This is a genomic window from Taibaiella lutea (assembly GCF_008629695.1).
Lineage (GTDB): Bacteria > Bacteroidota > Bacteroidia > Chitinophagales > Chitinophagaceae > Taibaiella > Taibaiella lutea.
This window is the reverse complement of record NZ_VWSH01000001.1, coordinates 1,099,286-1,114,614: the sequence shown is the minus strand read 5'-3', so window position 1 is coordinate 1,114,614 and position 15,329 is coordinate 1,099,286. Positions and strand designations below refer to the sequence as shown.

Annotated in this window: 15 protein-coding genes; 7 read left to right on the top strand and 8 right to left on the bottom strand. The window is 38.9% G+C overall.

What is annotated here, in order from left to right; all coding sequences use genetic code 11:
- Positions 1 to 123 precede the first annotated feature (123 nt).
- The 3 genes from gcvT (at position 124) to F0919_RS04790 (ending at position 4,534) form a co-directional block, all read left to right on the top strand.
- Positions 124 to 1,212, top strand: coding sequence for a glycine cleavage system aminomethyltransferase GcvT (gcvT, locus tag F0919_RS04800; RefSeq protein ID WP_150031570.1), 1,089 nt, complete (start codon positions 124 to 126; stop codon positions 1,210 to 1,212).
- 335 nt (positions 1,213 to 1,547) lie between these two features.
- A complete protein-coding gene (gene recQ / locus F0919_RS04795; protein WP_150031569.1) occupies positions 1,548 to 3,776 on the top strand; it encodes a DNA helicase RecQ in 2,229 nt (742 codons plus the stop codon).
- 131 nt (positions 3,777 to 3,907) lie between these two features.
- A complete protein-coding gene (locus F0919_RS04790) occupies positions 3,908 to 4,534 on the top strand; it encodes an NUDIX hydrolase (protein WP_150031568.1) in 627 nt (208 codons plus the stop codon).
- 68 nt (positions 4,535 to 4,602) lie between these two features.
- On the opposite strand, the gene F0919_RS04785 is transcribed toward F0919_RS04790, so the two are convergent.
- The 3 genes from F0919_RS04785 to F0919_RS04775 form a co-directional block, all read right to left on the bottom strand.
- Entirely contained in the window at positions 4,603 to 5,001 is a 399-nt protein-coding gene (locus F0919_RS04785; RefSeq protein ID WP_150031567.1) for an ExbD/TolR family protein, read from the bottom strand.
- A gap of 55 nt (positions 5,002 to 5,056) precedes the next feature.
- Positions 5,057 to 6,442: a LutB/LldF family L-lactate oxidation iron-sulfur protein gene (locus F0919_RS04780; protein WP_150031566.1), complete on the bottom strand. Its 1,386-nt coding sequence runs from the start codon at positions 6,440 to 6,442 to the stop codon at positions 5,057 to 5,059.
- 87 nt (positions 6,443 to 6,529) lie between these two features.
- A complete protein-coding gene (locus tag F0919_RS04775) occupies positions 6,530 to 7,048 on the bottom strand; it encodes a hypothetical protein (RefSeq protein WP_150031565.1) in 519 nt (172 codons plus the stop codon).
- A gap of 154 nt (positions 7,049 to 7,202) precedes the next feature.
- Between F0919_RS04775 and F0919_RS04770 the strand changes: the two genes are divergently transcribed.
- The gene (locus F0919_RS04770; protein WP_150031564.1) at positions 7,203 to 7,832 is read left to right on the top strand and encodes a porin family protein; all 630 of its coding nucleotides are present in this window, start codon (positions 7,203 to 7,205) and stop codon (positions 7,830 to 7,832) included.
- A 120-nt stretch (positions 7,833 to 7,952) separates the two neighbouring features.
- Here F0919_RS04770 and mqnE read toward each other — a convergent pair whose 3' ends face one another.
- The 3 genes from mqnE to F0919_RS04755 form a co-directional block, all read right to left on the bottom strand.
- Positions 7,953 to 9,104, bottom strand: coding sequence for an aminofutalosine synthase MqnE (mqnE, locus tag F0919_RS04765; RefSeq protein ID WP_150031563.1), 1,152 nt, complete (start codon positions 9,102 to 9,104; stop codon positions 7,953 to 7,955).
- 231 nt (positions 9,105 to 9,335) lie between these two features.
- Positions 9,336 to 10,022, bottom strand: coding sequence for a YceI family protein (locus F0919_RS04760; protein ID WP_150031562.1), 687 nt, complete (start codon positions 10,020 to 10,022; stop codon positions 9,336 to 9,338).
- Between the two features lie 136 nt (positions 10,023 to 10,158).
- The gene (locus F0919_RS04755; RefSeq protein WP_150031561.1) at positions 10,159 to 11,076 is read right to left on the bottom strand and encodes a S66 peptidase family protein; all 918 of its coding nucleotides are present in this window, start codon (positions 11,074 to 11,076) and stop codon (positions 10,159 to 10,161) included.
- A 71-nt stretch (positions 11,077 to 11,147) separates the two neighbouring features.
- Between F0919_RS04755 and F0919_RS04750 the strand changes: the two genes are divergently transcribed.
- Positions 11,148 to 11,612, top strand: coding sequence for a hypothetical protein (locus F0919_RS04750; protein ID WP_150031560.1), 465 nt, complete (start codon positions 11,148 to 11,150; stop codon positions 11,610 to 11,612).
- 243 nt (positions 11,613 to 11,855) lie between these two features.
- On the opposite strand, the gene F0919_RS04745 is transcribed toward F0919_RS04750, so the two are convergent.
- On the bottom strand, positions 11,856 to 12,632 hold the full coding sequence (locus tag F0919_RS04745; RefSeq protein WP_150031559.1) for an enoyl-CoA hydratase-related protein: 777 nt from the start codon (positions 12,630 to 12,632) through the stop codon (positions 11,856 to 11,858).
- 115 nt (positions 12,633 to 12,747) lie between these two features.
- Between F0919_RS04745 and F0919_RS04740 the strand changes: the two genes are divergently transcribed.
- Positions 12,748 to 13,812 (top strand): hypothetical protein, encoded by a 1,065-nt coding sequence (locus F0919_RS04740; protein WP_150031558.1) that lies wholly within the window; start codon positions 12,748 to 12,750, stop codon positions 13,810 to 13,812.
- Between the two features lie 80 nt (positions 13,813 to 13,892).
- Positions 13,893 to 14,144, top strand: coding sequence for a hypothetical protein (locus F0919_RS04735; RefSeq protein WP_150031557.1), 252 nt, complete (start codon positions 13,893 to 13,895; stop codon positions 14,142 to 14,144).
- A gap of 55 nt (positions 14,145 to 14,199) precedes the next feature.
- Here F0919_RS04735 and hemW read toward each other — a convergent pair whose 3' ends face one another.
- Positions 14,200 to 15,327 (bottom strand): radical SAM family heme chaperone HemW, encoded by a 1,128-nt coding sequence (hemW, locus tag F0919_RS04730; protein ID WP_150031556.1) that lies wholly within the window; start codon positions 15,325 to 15,327, stop codon positions 14,200 to 14,202.
- Positions 15,328 to 15,329: the final 2 nt, after the last annotated feature.

Here is a 15,329-nt window from a genome sequence, read left to right as displayed (position 1 = left end):
TAAGTAAAATAAACGAAAATCAATAAAAAGTTATTGTGCATTTTTTAACGAGGCATAATAATAAGCTGAATATTGCTATTTTTGTGCGCATTTTCCTGATTTGGACAAATGAAAAACTTACAAATGAAAAATACACCATTCACAGACAAACACATTGCGCTTGGCGCTAAAATGGCAGAATTTGCCGGCTACAATATGCCTATTTCTTACACAGGTATCAATGACGAACACGCTACTGTCCGTAACAATGCCGGTGTATTTGACGTAAGCCACATGGGCGAATTTATGTTGAAAGGCCCCAAAGCGCTTGATTTGATTCAAAAAGTTACCACAAATGACGCTTCAAAATTAACTGCAGGAAAAGCGCAATATTCCTGTCTGCCTAATGAAGAAGGTGGTATTGTGGACGATTTGATTGTGTATTGTATAGAAGAGAATGCGGTGTACATGTTGGTTGTAAATGCTTCGAACATTGAGAAAGACTGGAATTGGATTTCTTCAAAAAATACAGATGGTGTTGAAATGCATAATATTTCAGATAAAACTGCTTTGTTGGCAATTCAAGGGCCAAAAGCTGTGGAATATATGCAGGAATTGACAGATGTTGATCTGGTTAATCTGAAATATTACACTTTTGCCAAAGGTTCTATGGCGGGTGTTGATAATGTGATTTTCAGTGCAACGGGCTATACAGGAAGTGGTGGCGTTGAAATTTATTTTGAAGATAAAGACGGCGCAGCCGATAAAATCTGGGATGCTATTTTCGCAGTTGGCGACCCTAAAGGTATGAAGCCAATCGGCCTTGGTGCACGTGATACGCTTCGTTTGGAGAAAGGTTTTTGCCTTTATGGAAACGATATTGACGATACTACTTCTCCTATGGAAGCAGGTCTGGGCTGGATTACCAAATTTACCAAAGATTTTACTTCAAGAGCTATTTTTGAAAAACAAAAAGCAGAAGGTGTTACACGCAAATTGGTAGGATTGGAAATGATTGATAAAGGCATTCCACGTCATCATTACAAGATTCAGGATGCAGATGGTAACGAAATAGGATATGTAACATCAGGTACGCAATCACCAAGCTTAGGAAAGGCTATTGCTATGGCTTATGTAGATAAAGCATTTGCGGGTGAAGGCACAGAAGTTTTTGTTTCTGTGAGAGATAAAGCTTTAAAAGCCGTAGTGGTAAAAATGCCATTTTTGAAATAACGCTATGTAGGATTTGATTTCTTAAAATATGAAAATGACAACTTTTAAGGTTGTCATTTTTTTTTGCCCCGGTTTTTAAAATGATTTATTTTACTGGTATATTCCTGTTTATGAAAGAAAATAATAAGTTATCCGGTTCCGGATAATCCTTCTCTTTTGTTGATAAAAATCTATATATTACACAATGCAGATTGGATATAGGTTCTACGTGTATATTAAACGCATTTTATGTAACATTTCCTTTGTAATTTCGCACCCATTTCAAAAAAAATTCACGCTGAAATAGCAGGTGCGATTTAAATTTATTGTAATTTATCTCGAAATAAAAAACAAACATGGAAGCAACCAAAACAAAGACCAAGAGTGGGCCGAATCTAAAGAAGGAATTGCAAAAGTATTTTGGCTTTGATGGTTTTAAAGGTGAGCAGGAGCAAATTATTAAGAGCATTTTAGCTGGAAAGGATACTTTCGTTATTATGCCGACGGGTGGTGGTAAATCTCTTTGCTACCAATTACCCGCACTTATCAGCGAAGGTGTGGCGCTTATCGTGTCTCCATTGATAGCCCTGATGAAAAATCAGGTTGATTTAATCAGAGGTTACAGCGATGACGATAATGTTGCCCATTTTCTGAATTCAAGTCTGAGCCGCGTACAGCAACGCAAAGTAAAAGCAGACCTTACAGAAGGTAAAACCAAAATGCTGTATGTTGCTCCGGAAACATTGACTAAAAAGGAGAATATCGATTTTTTCTCCGATATAAATATTTCTTTCGTAGCTGTTGATGAAGCGCACTGTATTTCCGAATGGGGCCATGATTTCCGTCCGGAGTATCGCAAGCTGCGTGATATGATTACAGAAATCAATCCTGATTTGCCTATCATTGCATTGACTGCTACGGCAACGCCGAAAGTTCAGGATGATATTGTAAAAAATCTGGAACTTAAATCTCCCGAAATTTATATTGCATCGTTTAACAGGCCCAACCTTTATTATGAAGTAATACCTAAAACTTCCAAGGCACAGGTTATAAAGCACATGGTGCGTTACATCACTTCCGTAAAAGGAAAGAGCGGCATCATCTATACTTTGAACCGTAAAACCACGGAAGAGCTTGCCGGAATGCTGGGGGCGAATGGAATAAAAGCAGTTGCTTACCATGCCGGTCTGGATGCGGTAACAAGAGCGCAGCGTCAGGATCAGTTCCTGAAAGATGATGTAGAAGTAATTGTTGCTACCATTGCTTTTGGAATGGGTATTGATAAGCCTGATGTGCGTTTCGTGATGCACTATAATATTCCGAAATCGCTGGAGAATTACTACCAGGAAACAGGCCGTGCCGGTAGAGATGGCGGTCAGAGCACCTGTATTTTGTACTATTCTTATAAAGATGTTCAGAAGCTCGAACACCTAATGCGTGACAAGCCATTGAGCGAGCGTGAAATGGGTGCCCAATTGATTACGGAAACCGTTGCATACGTTGAAAGCGGCGCCTGCCGCCGTCGTTTATTGCTGCACTATTTTGGTGAAATTGACCGTATAGAAAACTGTGGAAATTGTGACAACTGCTGTCATCCGAAAGAATTGCTGGATGTAAAAGACAGTGTGAAAATTATTCTTGATGCCATTACCGAACTGGATGAACGTTTTGGAATCAACTATGTAGTTGATTTTGTTTTAGGAAAAAACAATCCTCAAATAAAAACCTTCAAACACGATAAGCTGAAATCTTTTGGTGCAGGCTTGATAATGGAAATGGATGATACATTCTGGCAATCATTAATTCGTCAGATGATGCTGGAAGATTTCATCAGGAAAGATATTGAAGAATATGGTTTGCTGAAAATAAACGAACCCGGGCATAAATTCCTGAAGAAGATTTATTCCATCAAAGTGGCCATGAACCACCAATACAGAGATCTGGACACCGGCGAGGACGAAGAAGAAAAAACAGACGGCGGAAGCGCATCGGCAGATCCTGTATTATTGGAGATGCTGGTAAAATTAAGGAAGCAGGTTGCTACTGAAAAGAATCTTCCTCCATTCGTTATTTTCCTTGAAAATTCCCTGGAAGACATGGCTTTAAGCTATCCTACCACGATGGCTGAGTTGGAGAAAATTCAGGGTGTAAGTAAAGGTAAGGCGATGAAGTTCGGTAAGAAATTTGTGGAATTGATTGCCAAGTATGTAGCTGAAAACGACATTGAAAAACCGGATGATTTTTTAATCAGGACAGTTGCAAACAAAGGTGCTTTGAAAGTTTATATCATTCAGAATATCGACAAGAAAATACCTTTGGAAGCCATTGCAAGCAATAAGGATTTGTCCGTAGCAGAATTGTTGCAGGCAATGGAAGGCATTGTTGCAAGTGGTACGAAACTGAATCTTAATTATTGCATTGACGAAGAACTGGATGAAGAAGAGCAAGAGGAAATTTTCGACTTCTTCAAGGAGGCTACCGACGATAACCTGGATGAAGCTTATGATGAATTTAAAGACAGGGACGTTAGCATCGAACAATTGCAATTGATGCGTATTAAATTTCTTAGTGAATACGGTAATTAATTTTTTTAGAGTTATAATATTAAGAATGGCTGCAACTTTTGTTGCAGCCATTCTTAATTATACTGATATCGTTTTTGAAAATAATTGTTTTAACCACCCTCATTTTTTTGACTTTATTATACCTTAGAGTTATGAACCAATGGATTGAATTTAAAAAGGAATTACAGGAAAAAATACAGCAACCGCTACCCGGCTATGAAGCTCAAAGAAAAATGATGAGTGTGTTACGTCCTGACGCTTCACAAGCTCCGGAGAATGCAAGACAGAGTGGAGTGTTGCTATTGCTTTATCCAACATCAGAAGATATAAAGCTGGTATTGATTGAACGAAGTAATGACGGAGGCGTACACAGCGGTCAGCTTGCATTTCCGGGAGGGAAAAAAGAAGAAACAGATAATGATATTATTGCAACAGCCTTAAGGGAAGCCAATGAAGAAATCTCTCTAAAGCCAGGAACAGTAACTGTTTTAGGACGGTTGTCTTCGTTATATATTCCTGTCAGTAATTTTGTTGTAAATCCGGTTATGGCAATTTGTGATGAGGAGCCGGTATTGGTAGCATCTGATTATGAAGTAGCCAACATCCTGCGACTTTCCATCTATAAGATTTTCAGTAAAAAGGAAATGGTGCAGGTGCTGGCTTCCGGAGGGAATCTCAATATCCGGACCATTGCTTATATGTTAGATGAAGGGAAATTCATCTGGGGTGCAACAGCCATGATTCTTTCAGAACTGGAAACCATGCTTGCAGAATTATAATTCAATATTAGCAACACAATTAGTTATCCGGCATCAATATTCAATGTCTGATATCTGACTTCTAATGTCTAATTCTTATCAACTGCCAGAACCGTTCTTATCTTTAATATCTGTGCGGCACGCATTACGGCAACAATATTATCAGCTGTAGCAAGTTTATCTGCATTTATAACAATCGTTTTTTCCGCATCCTGGCTTTTGTTTGCAACTTCTGCTATGGCTTGTTCCAGATTAGCTGCAGGTATCATTGTGGTGCCGACAAAAAACTCTTGCTTTTCATTAATTGAAACAACTACGGTCTGCTTTGACTTCGTGTCGCTTTTTGCTTTTGGGACAGTTAGTTTAATGACATTAGGATTAGCCAATGTCGCTACTATTAAAAAGAAAAACAACAGGATAAACAATATATCGTTTAATGCAGAAGTATGCGGTTCGCTTTTATCGCGTAGTGTTGGTCTTAGATTCATTTATTAGCATATTTGCTTCGCTGTAAAGATAATTTTTTTGAACGAATTGCGGTTATCAGCCTTTTTGCCTTTCTTTCCACAATTGATTGAACGATTTCGGTGCGAAATTCAATTTAGCCCTTCTGTCGCCCCAGGCTGATTTAAACGCTTTTTCAAAAACGATGTTTTTAACCTTTCCGTTAGCGCTGTTCATCAGGCCACGGTGCAGGACGCCGCGTTTAAACAAACGCCAGGCAAGCTTTTCACTGATGCCTTCCATCTTTTCTTCTATGTAAATATGACGGTTTTCCAACAGCATTTCATGAATGTTGATTTTAACCGGACACACTTCTGTGCAGTTGCCGCAAAGGCTTGATGCAAAACTCAAATGTCCGGCTTCTTCCATTCCGTTCAAATGTGGCGAAATAACCGAGCCTATCGGTCCGCTATAAGTGGTGCCATAAGCATGGCCACCAATATTTTTATAAACCGGACAAGCATTCAGGCAGGAACCACAGCGTATGCAATACATAGATTCCCTTACCTCTTTCCGCAATAAATTGGTTCTTCCGTTGTCAAGCAGAATAACATACATTTCTTTTGGTCCATCTGTTTCTCCTGCTTGCTTTGGCCCGTTGAAAATAGTATTATAAACAGTTAGGTTCTGACCTGTTCCGTAAGTGGAAAGCAGTGGCCAGAATAAAGCCAGGTCTTTCATGGAAGGCAATACCTTTTCAATGCCTACAATAGCTATATGTACCGGTGGAAAAGCAGTGGTCAACCTCCCGTTTCCTTCATTTTCAGTCAGGCAAACAGAGCCCGTATCTGCTATTAAAAAATTGCCGCCTGTAATGCCTATTTCTGCTTCCGTATATTTTGCACGCAATTTTTCGCGTGCTATCAAAGTAAGCTCTGTAGGAGAAAGCCCCGAAGGCACGCCAAGCTTATCATGAAACAATGCCGCAATGTCCTCTTTACTTTTGTGCATTGCCGGTGTAACAATATGATAGGGCGGTTCGCCATCCAGTTGCTGAATATATTCCCCTAAATCTGTTTCTACAGATTCCATGCCATTTTTTTCGAGGAAGTCATTCAGGTGAATCTCTTCCGTAACCATTGATTTTGACTTCACAATGGTTTTGGCATTATGCTGCTTGCAAATTGCAAGAATGGCCTCCAATGCCTCGTCCGCATCCTCTGCCCAGATTACTTTACCCCCTCTGTCCGAAAAGTGCTTTTCAAATTGTTCCAGGTGAAGATCCAGATGTTCAATAGCCTGCCATTTGGTATTCTTGGCCAGTTTACGTGCTGTATCCAGTTGCGCAAACTGATGCTTGCCTTTTATAACCGCCGCATTATACTTGTCAATATTGAAATTGATTTTGCGTTTATGTTCAAGGTCATGCGCTTTTACATCACTTTTTGCAATAAAGGTACTTTTGATATCTGTAGCGGAATTCATCGGTTTAATTTCTGTGCGGTAAAGGTATAAAAATGAAAAATGAAAAACCTGAAATCAAATCCTCTAAATTCCAATTTAGAGTTAAAGCTATGGTTTCATTTGTTTCAAAGCCTTATTCGCCCTGCTTTTAAAGCTTGGCGCTGATTCATGTTGCAGGTAATCTTCCAGAATCATTTTAAATTCATTGCTTATTTCAGGATATATTTTCGTCAATCTGGAAAGAATGCCAATGGAAAAAGCACGCGCAGCCAACGTTTCATTTACATTTTCCAATGTTTCGAAGCAATGATGCATAATAGGGCCATGAAGCGGCTCCGGTAAATCTATTGTATCGAAAATTCTGAGAATATTCCTTTTTACTGCGTTGTGCGCACCTTTGTCTTCCAGCTTTTGCACTAATGCAGGTAAATATTTTTCAAACATTTCCGGATGCATTTTAGCTATCTCGCTTATCATCCACGCACTTCTCTGCACCACTCTGTATTCATCATTCATAAACAAATTCATCAAAGCATCCAGCCTTTTTACATCTGCACCAATCCAGTCCGTAATCTTTTTTGTCTGAGCTTTGGAATGTTCTTCCAATATGGCTTCCCGAAGGTTCATTGTCTATTTCTTTTATATTTAATTTAAATGGAACAAGCAAATTAATGCAAATCTTAATAAATGTTTTCACAAGGTTTTATGATAATTTTTGATTTCACAGGCAAACCTTCTATGTCATTTGTTGTTCTCGTTGCTGAAACAAAACACAGATTTTATGAAAAAGTTATTATGGATTTTATGCCTGGCTCTGCCTTTATTGTTGTCACATTATTCATCTGAAGCGCAGTCTGCTAAAGGGTTTTATAATACTCCTTATAGGTCACGTAATATAGGTTCATTCAGTAAGAACACCGGCATTCTAAGTTTGGGAGTCGGTTTTCCCAATAAATCAGGAACCGGTATTGATTATTGGGGTGGCAATGACCACAGGTTTGGTTACGGTCCCTTATATGTAAAATACGAACATGGTATTATTACAGAATTAGGACTTGGCGGTTACCTTTCAATGGCAGGTGCTAAATATGAATATGGCCCCAATCGTCGGTATACAGACCGGATATTTGCTTTCAGTGGCGGATTCCTGGCTTATTATCACTTTAATAAGTTGATACCTGTCCGCAATCTCGACGTGTATGCAGGTGCAGGGCTTGGTTTCAGACAATTATCTTACTCTTATGATGATGATTTTTCTAATCAAAACGATGACCGCGGTAATTTCGATGTCTATCCTGTAATTAAAGTCGGGGCACGTTATTACTTCACGCATGTATTCGGAGTTTATGGCGAAGGTGGTTATGATAAAATGAGTGATGTAAACATCGGTGTCTCATTCAGGTTTAACTAAAAATCCCAAAATGATGTCTTGTCTTTATCGGATGGCCACGATAAGATGATTCATTTTGTTTCCTATAAATAGAAAAGCGGTATTAATCTTATTAATACCGCTTATGTTTTTTAAGAATTTTTAAGCTTGCGTTTCTTCATACACATGAATTTCATTGTATAAAGTATCTCTTTCCACAGGAAGACGTTTGGCCGCATGAATCAGGTCGCATAGCTGTTCCGTTGTCATAGAAGGCGTTTGCTCTTCACTGCCGGCCATTGTGTATATTTTGGTTGTGTCATCAATAGTTCCGTCCAAATCGTTTACACCGTAATCCAATGTTAATTGTGCCGTCTGGCGGCCAAGCATAGGCCAGTATGCCTTTATGTTTTTGAAATTATCAAGGAAGATTCTTGCTATGGAGTATAATTTCAAATCTTCCACTATTGTACTTTCCGTAAGATACGACATATCATTGTCCCTGTTTCGGAATTTCAAAGGAATGAAGCAGTTGAAGCCGCCAGTTTTATCCTGCAGGTTTCTTAACTGGCTCATATGGTCAATACGGTGCGCATATGTTTCCACATGTCCGTAAAGCATAGTAGCATTGGTATGCATGCCTAAATTGTGTGCCGTTTCATGGATATGAAGCCAACCTTCACCATCTACTTTATCCGGGCAGATTTCATCTCTTACTTCCTGCGCAAAAATCTCTGCGCCGCCACCTGGCAATGATTGAAGTCCAGCGTCTCTTAATTTCCTCATGCCATCTTCAATAGAAAGTTTCGCCTTGCGAATCATATAATCCAACTCGACGGCTGTAAAACCTTTACGATGCAAATCGGGGCGATGTTCTTTAATTCTCGTCAACAAATCGCAAAAGAAATCGAGATTCATTTTAGGATGCACGCCACCTACGATATGCACTTCTGTTACAGGCTCTCCATCATATTTTCTTACGATATCCATCATCTGCTCCAGGCTCAGTTCCCAACCATCTTCCTTATTTTTATAAGTACGCGAATAAGAACAAAAACCACAGGTGAAGATGCAGACATTGGTGGGTTCGATATGAAAATTTCTGTTGAAATAGGTTTTATTACCATGCAGTCTTTCTCTTACATGATTTGCCAGCGCACCAACGAAATTCAAATCGGCCTTTTCAAATAATAATAAACCTTCCGCTTCCGTAATTCTTTCCTGGCGATAAACTTTTTCTGCAATATTTTTAAGGTCGCTGTCATAATGTTGCAATGAAAGCAAACCATTCACAAAACTTGTTTGGGATTCCATAATCTTGGCTTTTAATTAAATGACACAGACCTGAAAATTCAATGTCAAAACATTTGCAAATGTACGGCTGTTTAGCTGAATGGCACGAGTTATAAGCTCAAATTTTAGTTTTAATCAGGCTGAAAATATACTTATCCGCATAATTCTGTCCTGAATATTTTCGGGCCGGATAAAAGAACAGCCCACTGAGAACAGCGGGCTATCTATCTAAAATTTACAACTATGAAAAACTTATTTTGAAACAGCTTTTAAATTGATTTCCAATTCAAGATCCTTGCTGATCATCCAGTTTGCAGGATTACCTTCAGCACCCAATCTTAAACCCCATGATGTTCTGTCAACTGTGAATTTAGCTTGTACATCAACGCTTGCATCACTTACTGTAATTTTTGCAGGGAAAGTAACATTAACTGTGCTATCCTTAATTGTAAGATTACCGCTTACAATATTTGTAGCGCCTTCCAGCATGCTTTTATCTTTAGTAACATCAAAAGGAGTAACACCGGTAATTACGAATTTAGCAGTCTTGTGGTTTGCAACATCAAAGAAATCAGCTGATTTCAGGTGATTTTCCAAATCGATAGCTTTGTGTCCTTTGTCTGCAGGTTCAGGAACCGATGCAGAATCAACTTTTATCGTATTCATATCTACATCAAAAGAACCGCCGGTCACCGCGCCATTTTCAGCAGCAATTGTACCGCCTGTAATGTTGATAGTACCATAACGAGGCATAGCGCCGCCTTTATGAGTTGCTTGCCAGTGAATGCTGCTTGCTGTAGCATCAGCAGTGTATTCTTTACCTGTAGTAGCCGCTGCAGTTTGTGCAGCGCTTGTTGCAGCCTGGTCAGACGATGAGTTGTTGCAGGATGCTGCAAATAGTAATGCAGCTGCTGCTGCGGTCAATGTTAGTTTTCTCATTTTATATTTGTTTTTGTGTTTGATGTTTTAATTTGAGGTGACAAAAATAGTTAGTTGATTGTATATACAATAATTAATACTTCCTTAAATATTTGATGGACAAATAAAGAAAATTGATTTTCGATGTAAAATGGCATTAAACAGAAGCATATAATGAAACATTCTTTGCTCCGACATTAAGATAATGCAATTTCCCCAGCTGAAGTGTGAAGTTTTCTTCAATATGCCCTGCCGGAAAATCGAAACATACCGGATAATCATATTCCGCCACTTTATCCTTAATAATTTCAAAAATATCCTGACCGAATGGGCGCTCCGTATCTTTCATATCGCTGAAACCGCCACACACCAGACCTTGCAGATTACTAAGTGTTCCCGCCCGCTTCAGATTCAATAACAGCCTGTCGATATTATAAAGATATTCGCCTATGTCTTCAATGAAAAGTATTTTTCCGTCGGTATTTATTTGTGAAACAGAACCTGATAAATGTGCAAGAATGGCAAGATTGCCACCTGCCAGAATGCCCTCACCTTTACCGGCCCTGTTATGTTCATTAGCAGGAAAATTATATTCCGAAGGTGCTCCCTTCCATGAATTCAGTAAAGAAAGAATAGGTGCGCTGCTGTCATTTTCCGCTTTAAATGCAGCACACATCGGGCTATGCAAGGTTGCAATCCCAAACTGACTTTGAATATGGCTATGTAAAACGGTGATATCGCTAAAGCCGCAAATCCATTTAGGGCGTGCTTTAAATTTTGTAAAATCAAGCTTGTCAATAATACGGCTCAATCCATAACCACCGCGCCCCATTAAAATGGCATGTATATTTTCATTGTCCAACATCGATTGCAGATCGTATAATCTTCTTTCATCCGTTTCGGAAAAATAAAAATGACCGCTGCCAACCGTACTTCCCATAACTACATTAAAGCCCCATGATTCCAGCGTTTGTTTTGCAAAAATGGTGCGCTCTATCGGCAAATGACCGGATGGGCAAGTAATGCCGATGGTATCGCCTTTGCGTAAATCAGGTGGAACAATTATTGGTTGCATATTAAAAAATAGAGCAGGCCTGTTTTTTTGGTAAAAATAATTTTCTTTTGCACAATAACCACTTAGTTATCATGAATCGGATTTATTTATTGTTTTTTTTAGTGTTCCCGGCGGCAAGTTGTGTGAATAGCACAAACGAAACAACTAAGGAACAGCCTTCATCTGCAAGCAAACTTCAGCTGTGGAATCCGCCCGCTGCAGGTGTTGTAGTTGATGAATGCAAAGAAGCCATTCCCGAAGATAAACTGAACAATGCTTTCTTTAAAGTAATTGTGATTGCAACTGAAATCAGTGATATAGGGCATTTTGACCTTAAACTGGAATATGGCGCCAATAAAAATGAAACAACCATCGATTTGCCGAAGCTAAACAGAGGAACCATACTGAAACCTGTCTTGAAAAAAGGCGAAAAGAAATACGAATGTATTCTGGGCTTTGATGAAGGCGATGGTGTGTTCAGGGAATTATATCTTGTATCGGTTGACAATAAGAATATAAAGCTGAAGCAGACCAGATATTATTATGGTGTTAAATAACGGATTAATATCTTTTTGTAAGATTTGACAATCTTACAAGCGGAACCTTTCTTTTATAGATTGACAACTTTTAAAAAGTTGTCAATCTTATTACTATGCTGAAGCAATTTACTATAGCCAAAATGCCTGATAATCATACATTCAGGCTTATTCATTATAGTTAAAATGTATAATAATTATGCATTTTGACTTATTAGTTATAGCCAAAATGTCTAATAATTATACATTCTGGCTTATTTCATTCTATTTCCCTTTAAAAACTGCAGGACGTTTCTCCAGGAATGCCGCAATACCTTCATTAAAATCAGCTGTTTTTCCGGAAAGCGTCTGATAATCTTCTTCAATCTGCAATTGCTGAGTGAGGTTATTATGCAAACTTTGGTTCAACGCCACTTTAGTATAGCCTAAAGCTTTTGTGGGTAGCTTTGCTAACGTTTCCGCTATCTTTTTGCTTTCCGCTTCAAAAGCATCGTCGGAAAAGTATTTGTAAATCATGCCCATTTGAGAAGCTTCCGCAGCAGACACTTTATCGCCCAGCATCATCAATGCCGAAGCTTTCTGAAAGCCTATTAACCTTGGCAAAAAGAAAGTACCGCCGCTATCGGGAATCAGGCCGATTTTACTGAAAGCCTGGATAAAGCTTGCGCTCTCCTTTGCTACAACGATGTCGCAAGCTAAAGCTATGTTAGCACCGGCACCGGCTGCAACGCCGTTTACGGCTGCAATTACAGGCTTCTCAATTCTTCTTAATCTTTCAATAATCGGATTGTAATGATCATGTACGATAGATTGCAATTCAGGTCCATCAGGATCCACAGCTTCTGCCAAATCCTGTCCTGCACAAAATGCTTTGCCGCTTCCTGTTAAATAAATAGCACGCACATCATCGTCATTCATGCATTTGTCCAGCTCTTGCTGCAATGCAATAGCCATTTCTTTGTTGAAGCTATTAAACTTTTCAGGTCTGTTCAGTGTCAGGTAAGCAATGTTATTTTCGTAAGTAGCTATCAGTACGCTCATTGTTTGATTTTTTGTATAATTGTTGGAAGCGTAAAAGTACAATTTTATAGAAACGCATGAAAAAATAAAAGAACTTTGGCGATTGTTTGAATTGGTGAAACCCTAACTTTTGAATATGAAATTTGAACCCCAGGAAGAAGAAGTAATCAACAAAGCTGTGAAGCACTGGCTTAATGAAGGCATTGTGGATGAGGCGACGAGTATTAAAATGAAAGAAAGCATTGAATTGGTTGATAACAATAAAAATGTGCTGATAACCTTTGCCATTGTAGCATCCGTATCATGTGGCCTGTTGGCCTTCGGTGCTTTGATAATGGATGAGAAATGGATTGAATTAATGCGCAGGAAATATGGTATTTCCGAATGGATTGTAGGTGTTTTGTTTTTTGCAGTAAGCATTTTTCTGGTGTATATAAGCAGGAAACGACATCTTAAAGCGCCGCATTTAGAAACAGCCAATGAAGCATTTAACATTACAATTGTAATGAGTATTGCCATTGCCTTTGCTTATACAGGTCGTGGCCTGGGTTATCAGAACGGTAATTATGCCATCATACTCTTACTGGCAATTATTGCTTATGCGTGTGTCGCTGTTTATTTGAAGTCAGGCTTGCTTTGGATTACGGTTATGATTGGGCTTATTGGTTGGTGGGGCGCCCAGACTTATTTCTGGAGTCACGGAGCCGATTATTTTCTTGGAATGAATTATCCGTTACGATATACGGTATTTGGTTTTCTTTTGCTGCTTTCCGTATTGCTTATCAGGCAGATTAAACTGCTTAGACCTTTCAGAAGCATCAGCAGGGGAGCGGCCTGGCTTTATTTCCTTACTGCTTCCTGGACGCTTTCTGTTTTGGGTAACAGCAATAATATTGAAACATGGTCGCAAACACGTCAGGGCTATTTCTGGTATTGGGCGGTTAGTTATTCTTTGCTGGTAATTGCAGTGGCTTTATATGGTTTCAGGAAAAAAGATGCTATGTTGAGAGATTTGGGTCTTGTGTTTTTGCTTGTCAATATATACACCCGTTATTTCGAATATTTCTGGGATAGAACCAATAAAGGTTTATTCTTTGCTATTCTAGCCGTTTCGTTTTGGTGGGTTGCAAAAACGGTTGAAAAGTGGAGAAAGCCTGCTATTATTGAAACAAAGAAAGATTTGCAGGCCGGAGAAAATTAGATTGGCATTTCTATTATTTTGATTGGAATTTCAAACTTCGTTCTATATCTTTGGAAAACTTATCTGAAAAATAATTAAAAATGAAAAAACGATTTACTTCTTTCTTATTTGCACTTTCGGCTATGGTATTGCTTTTTGCAACATCATGTACAAGAGAATATACCTGCCAATGTAAATTTACTTACACTGGCGCACCCGGATTGCCGGAAGGAGAAGTAAGGGAATATAAAATAAAAGATACTAAAAGCGGTGCTGAAAGTAAATGTCAGGGAGATTCAGGGGAATATGACAGAGATGGCATTCACACCGTGGAAGAATGTGATTTGTTTTAAGATTAATTATTGCGAAGAAAATGGGCTGAATCTGATTCGGCCCATTTTTTTTGTTTTAGATAAACAATTCGGAAGCAATGCCGTCAGCCAATAATTTCCCTTTCGGAGTAAGTACAACGTTTTGGCCTTTTATTTCCATTTTCCCTTCTTCTATAAACTCCTTGCAGTTATTCAGGAATTCCTCCGTTACATCGGTTCCGAAATGGGAGGTCATATAATTCAAATCCGCTCCCCACATCGTTCTTAATGAAATCATGACATATTCATTGAACCGGTTTTCAAAAGAAAGCTGTTCTATTTCAAAAGGTATCTTCCGCTCAGCCAGAATACTTTTTATATAGGCGGCATTGTTGGCCACATTCCATTGGCGGCTTTTATTATTATAGGAGTGCGCAGAAGGGCCTAAGCCTAAATAATGTTTGCCCTTCCAGTAATTGGTATTATGAATGGCGTATTTGCCCGGCAATGCAAAATTTGAAATTTCATAATGCTCGAAGCCTGCTGTTGTAAGGCTTTGCATCAATTGTTCAAATTGGTAAGCTGTTTGGCTGTTATCCGGTTCTTTTGTTTTTCCTTTTTCAATGGCATGCGCTAATGCTGTTTTAGGCTCAACCGTTAATGCATAAGAAGAAATATGGGTGACATTTAAGCCCAGAGCTGTTTGTATATTCTGCAGCCATTCTTTATCAGTCATGGTAGGCGTTCCGTAAATCAAATCAATGCTGATGTTATCGAGGCCTGCATCCTGAGCGGCTTTTACGGCATATTCCGCTTCTCCGGCATTATGCGCCCGATTCATGTATTGCAGGTCCTTATCATGAAAAGATTGGATACCTATGCTCAAACGGTTGATGGGCGTATATTTCAGTGCTTTCAGATAATCTTTATTAAGATCATCAGGATTAGCTTCCAATGTAATTTCTTTTAAATCCTGATTGGGAAAAGAGGATTCAATAACATCCCAAATCTCCATAATCTCTTCTGAACTTAATAAAGAAGGAGTGCCGCCGCCAAAGTAAACGGTTTCAATAGTCTGACCATCCAGATAGTGTTTTTGCAAGACTATTTCTGCTTTCAATGCCTCGAGTAATTCATTCTTCAAACGTAAAGAAGTGGAGAAATGAAAATTGCAATAATTACAAGCTTGTTTGCAAAAAGGTATGTGAAGGTAAATGCCGGCCATGT

Coding starts and splice junctions, on each gene's coding strand:
- gcvT (WP_150031570.1), top strand. CDS start 124: ATGAAAAATACACCATTCACAGACAAACACATTGCGCTTGGCGCTAAA.
- recQ (WP_150031569.1), top strand. CDS start 1,548: ATGGAAGCAACCAAAACAAAGACCAAGAGTGGGCCGAATCTAAAGAAG.
- F0919_RS04790 (WP_150031568.1), top strand. CDS start 3,908: ATGAACCAATGGATTGAATTTAAAAAGGAATTACAGGAAAAAATACAG.
- F0919_RS04785 (WP_150031567.1), bottom strand. CDS start 5,001: ATGAATCTAAGACCAACACTACGCGATAAAAGCGAACCGCATACTTCT.
- F0919_RS04780 (WP_150031566.1), bottom strand. CDS start 6,442: ATGAATTCCGCTACAGATATCAAAAGTACCTTTATTGCAAAAAGTGAT.
- F0919_RS04775 (WP_150031565.1), bottom strand. CDS start 7,048: ATGAACCTTCGGGAAGCCATATTGGAAGAACATTCCAAAGCTCAGACA.
- F0919_RS04770 (WP_150031564.1), top strand. CDS start 7,203: ATGAAAAAGTTATTATGGATTTTATGCCTGGCTCTGCCTTTATTGTTG.
- mqnE (WP_150031563.1), bottom strand. CDS start 9,104: ATGGAATCCCAAACAAGTTTTGTGAATGGTTTGCTTTCATTGCAACAT.
- F0919_RS04760 (WP_150031562.1), bottom strand. CDS start 10,022: ATGAGAAAACTAACATTGACCGCAGCAGCAGCTGCATTACTATTTGCA.
- F0919_RS04755 (WP_150031561.1), bottom strand. CDS start 11,076: ATGCAACCAATAATTGTTCCACCTGATTTACGCAAAGGCGATACCATC.
- F0919_RS04750 (WP_150031560.1), top strand. CDS start 11,148: ATGAATCGGATTTATTTATTGTTTTTTTTAGTGTTCCCGGCGGCAAGT.
- F0919_RS04745 (WP_150031559.1), bottom strand. CDS start 12,632: ATGAGCGTACTGATAGCTACTTACGAAAATAACATTGCTTACCTGACA.
- F0919_RS04740 (WP_150031558.1), top strand. CDS start 12,748: ATGAAATTTGAACCCCAGGAAGAAGAAGTAATCAACAAAGCTGTGAAG.
- F0919_RS04735 (WP_150031557.1), top strand. CDS start 13,893: ATGAAAAAACGATTTACTTCTTTCTTATTTGCACTTTCGGCTATGGTA.
- hemW (WP_150031556.1), bottom strand. CDS start 15,327: ATGGCCGGCATTTACCTTCACATACCTTTTTGCAAACAAGCTTGTAAT.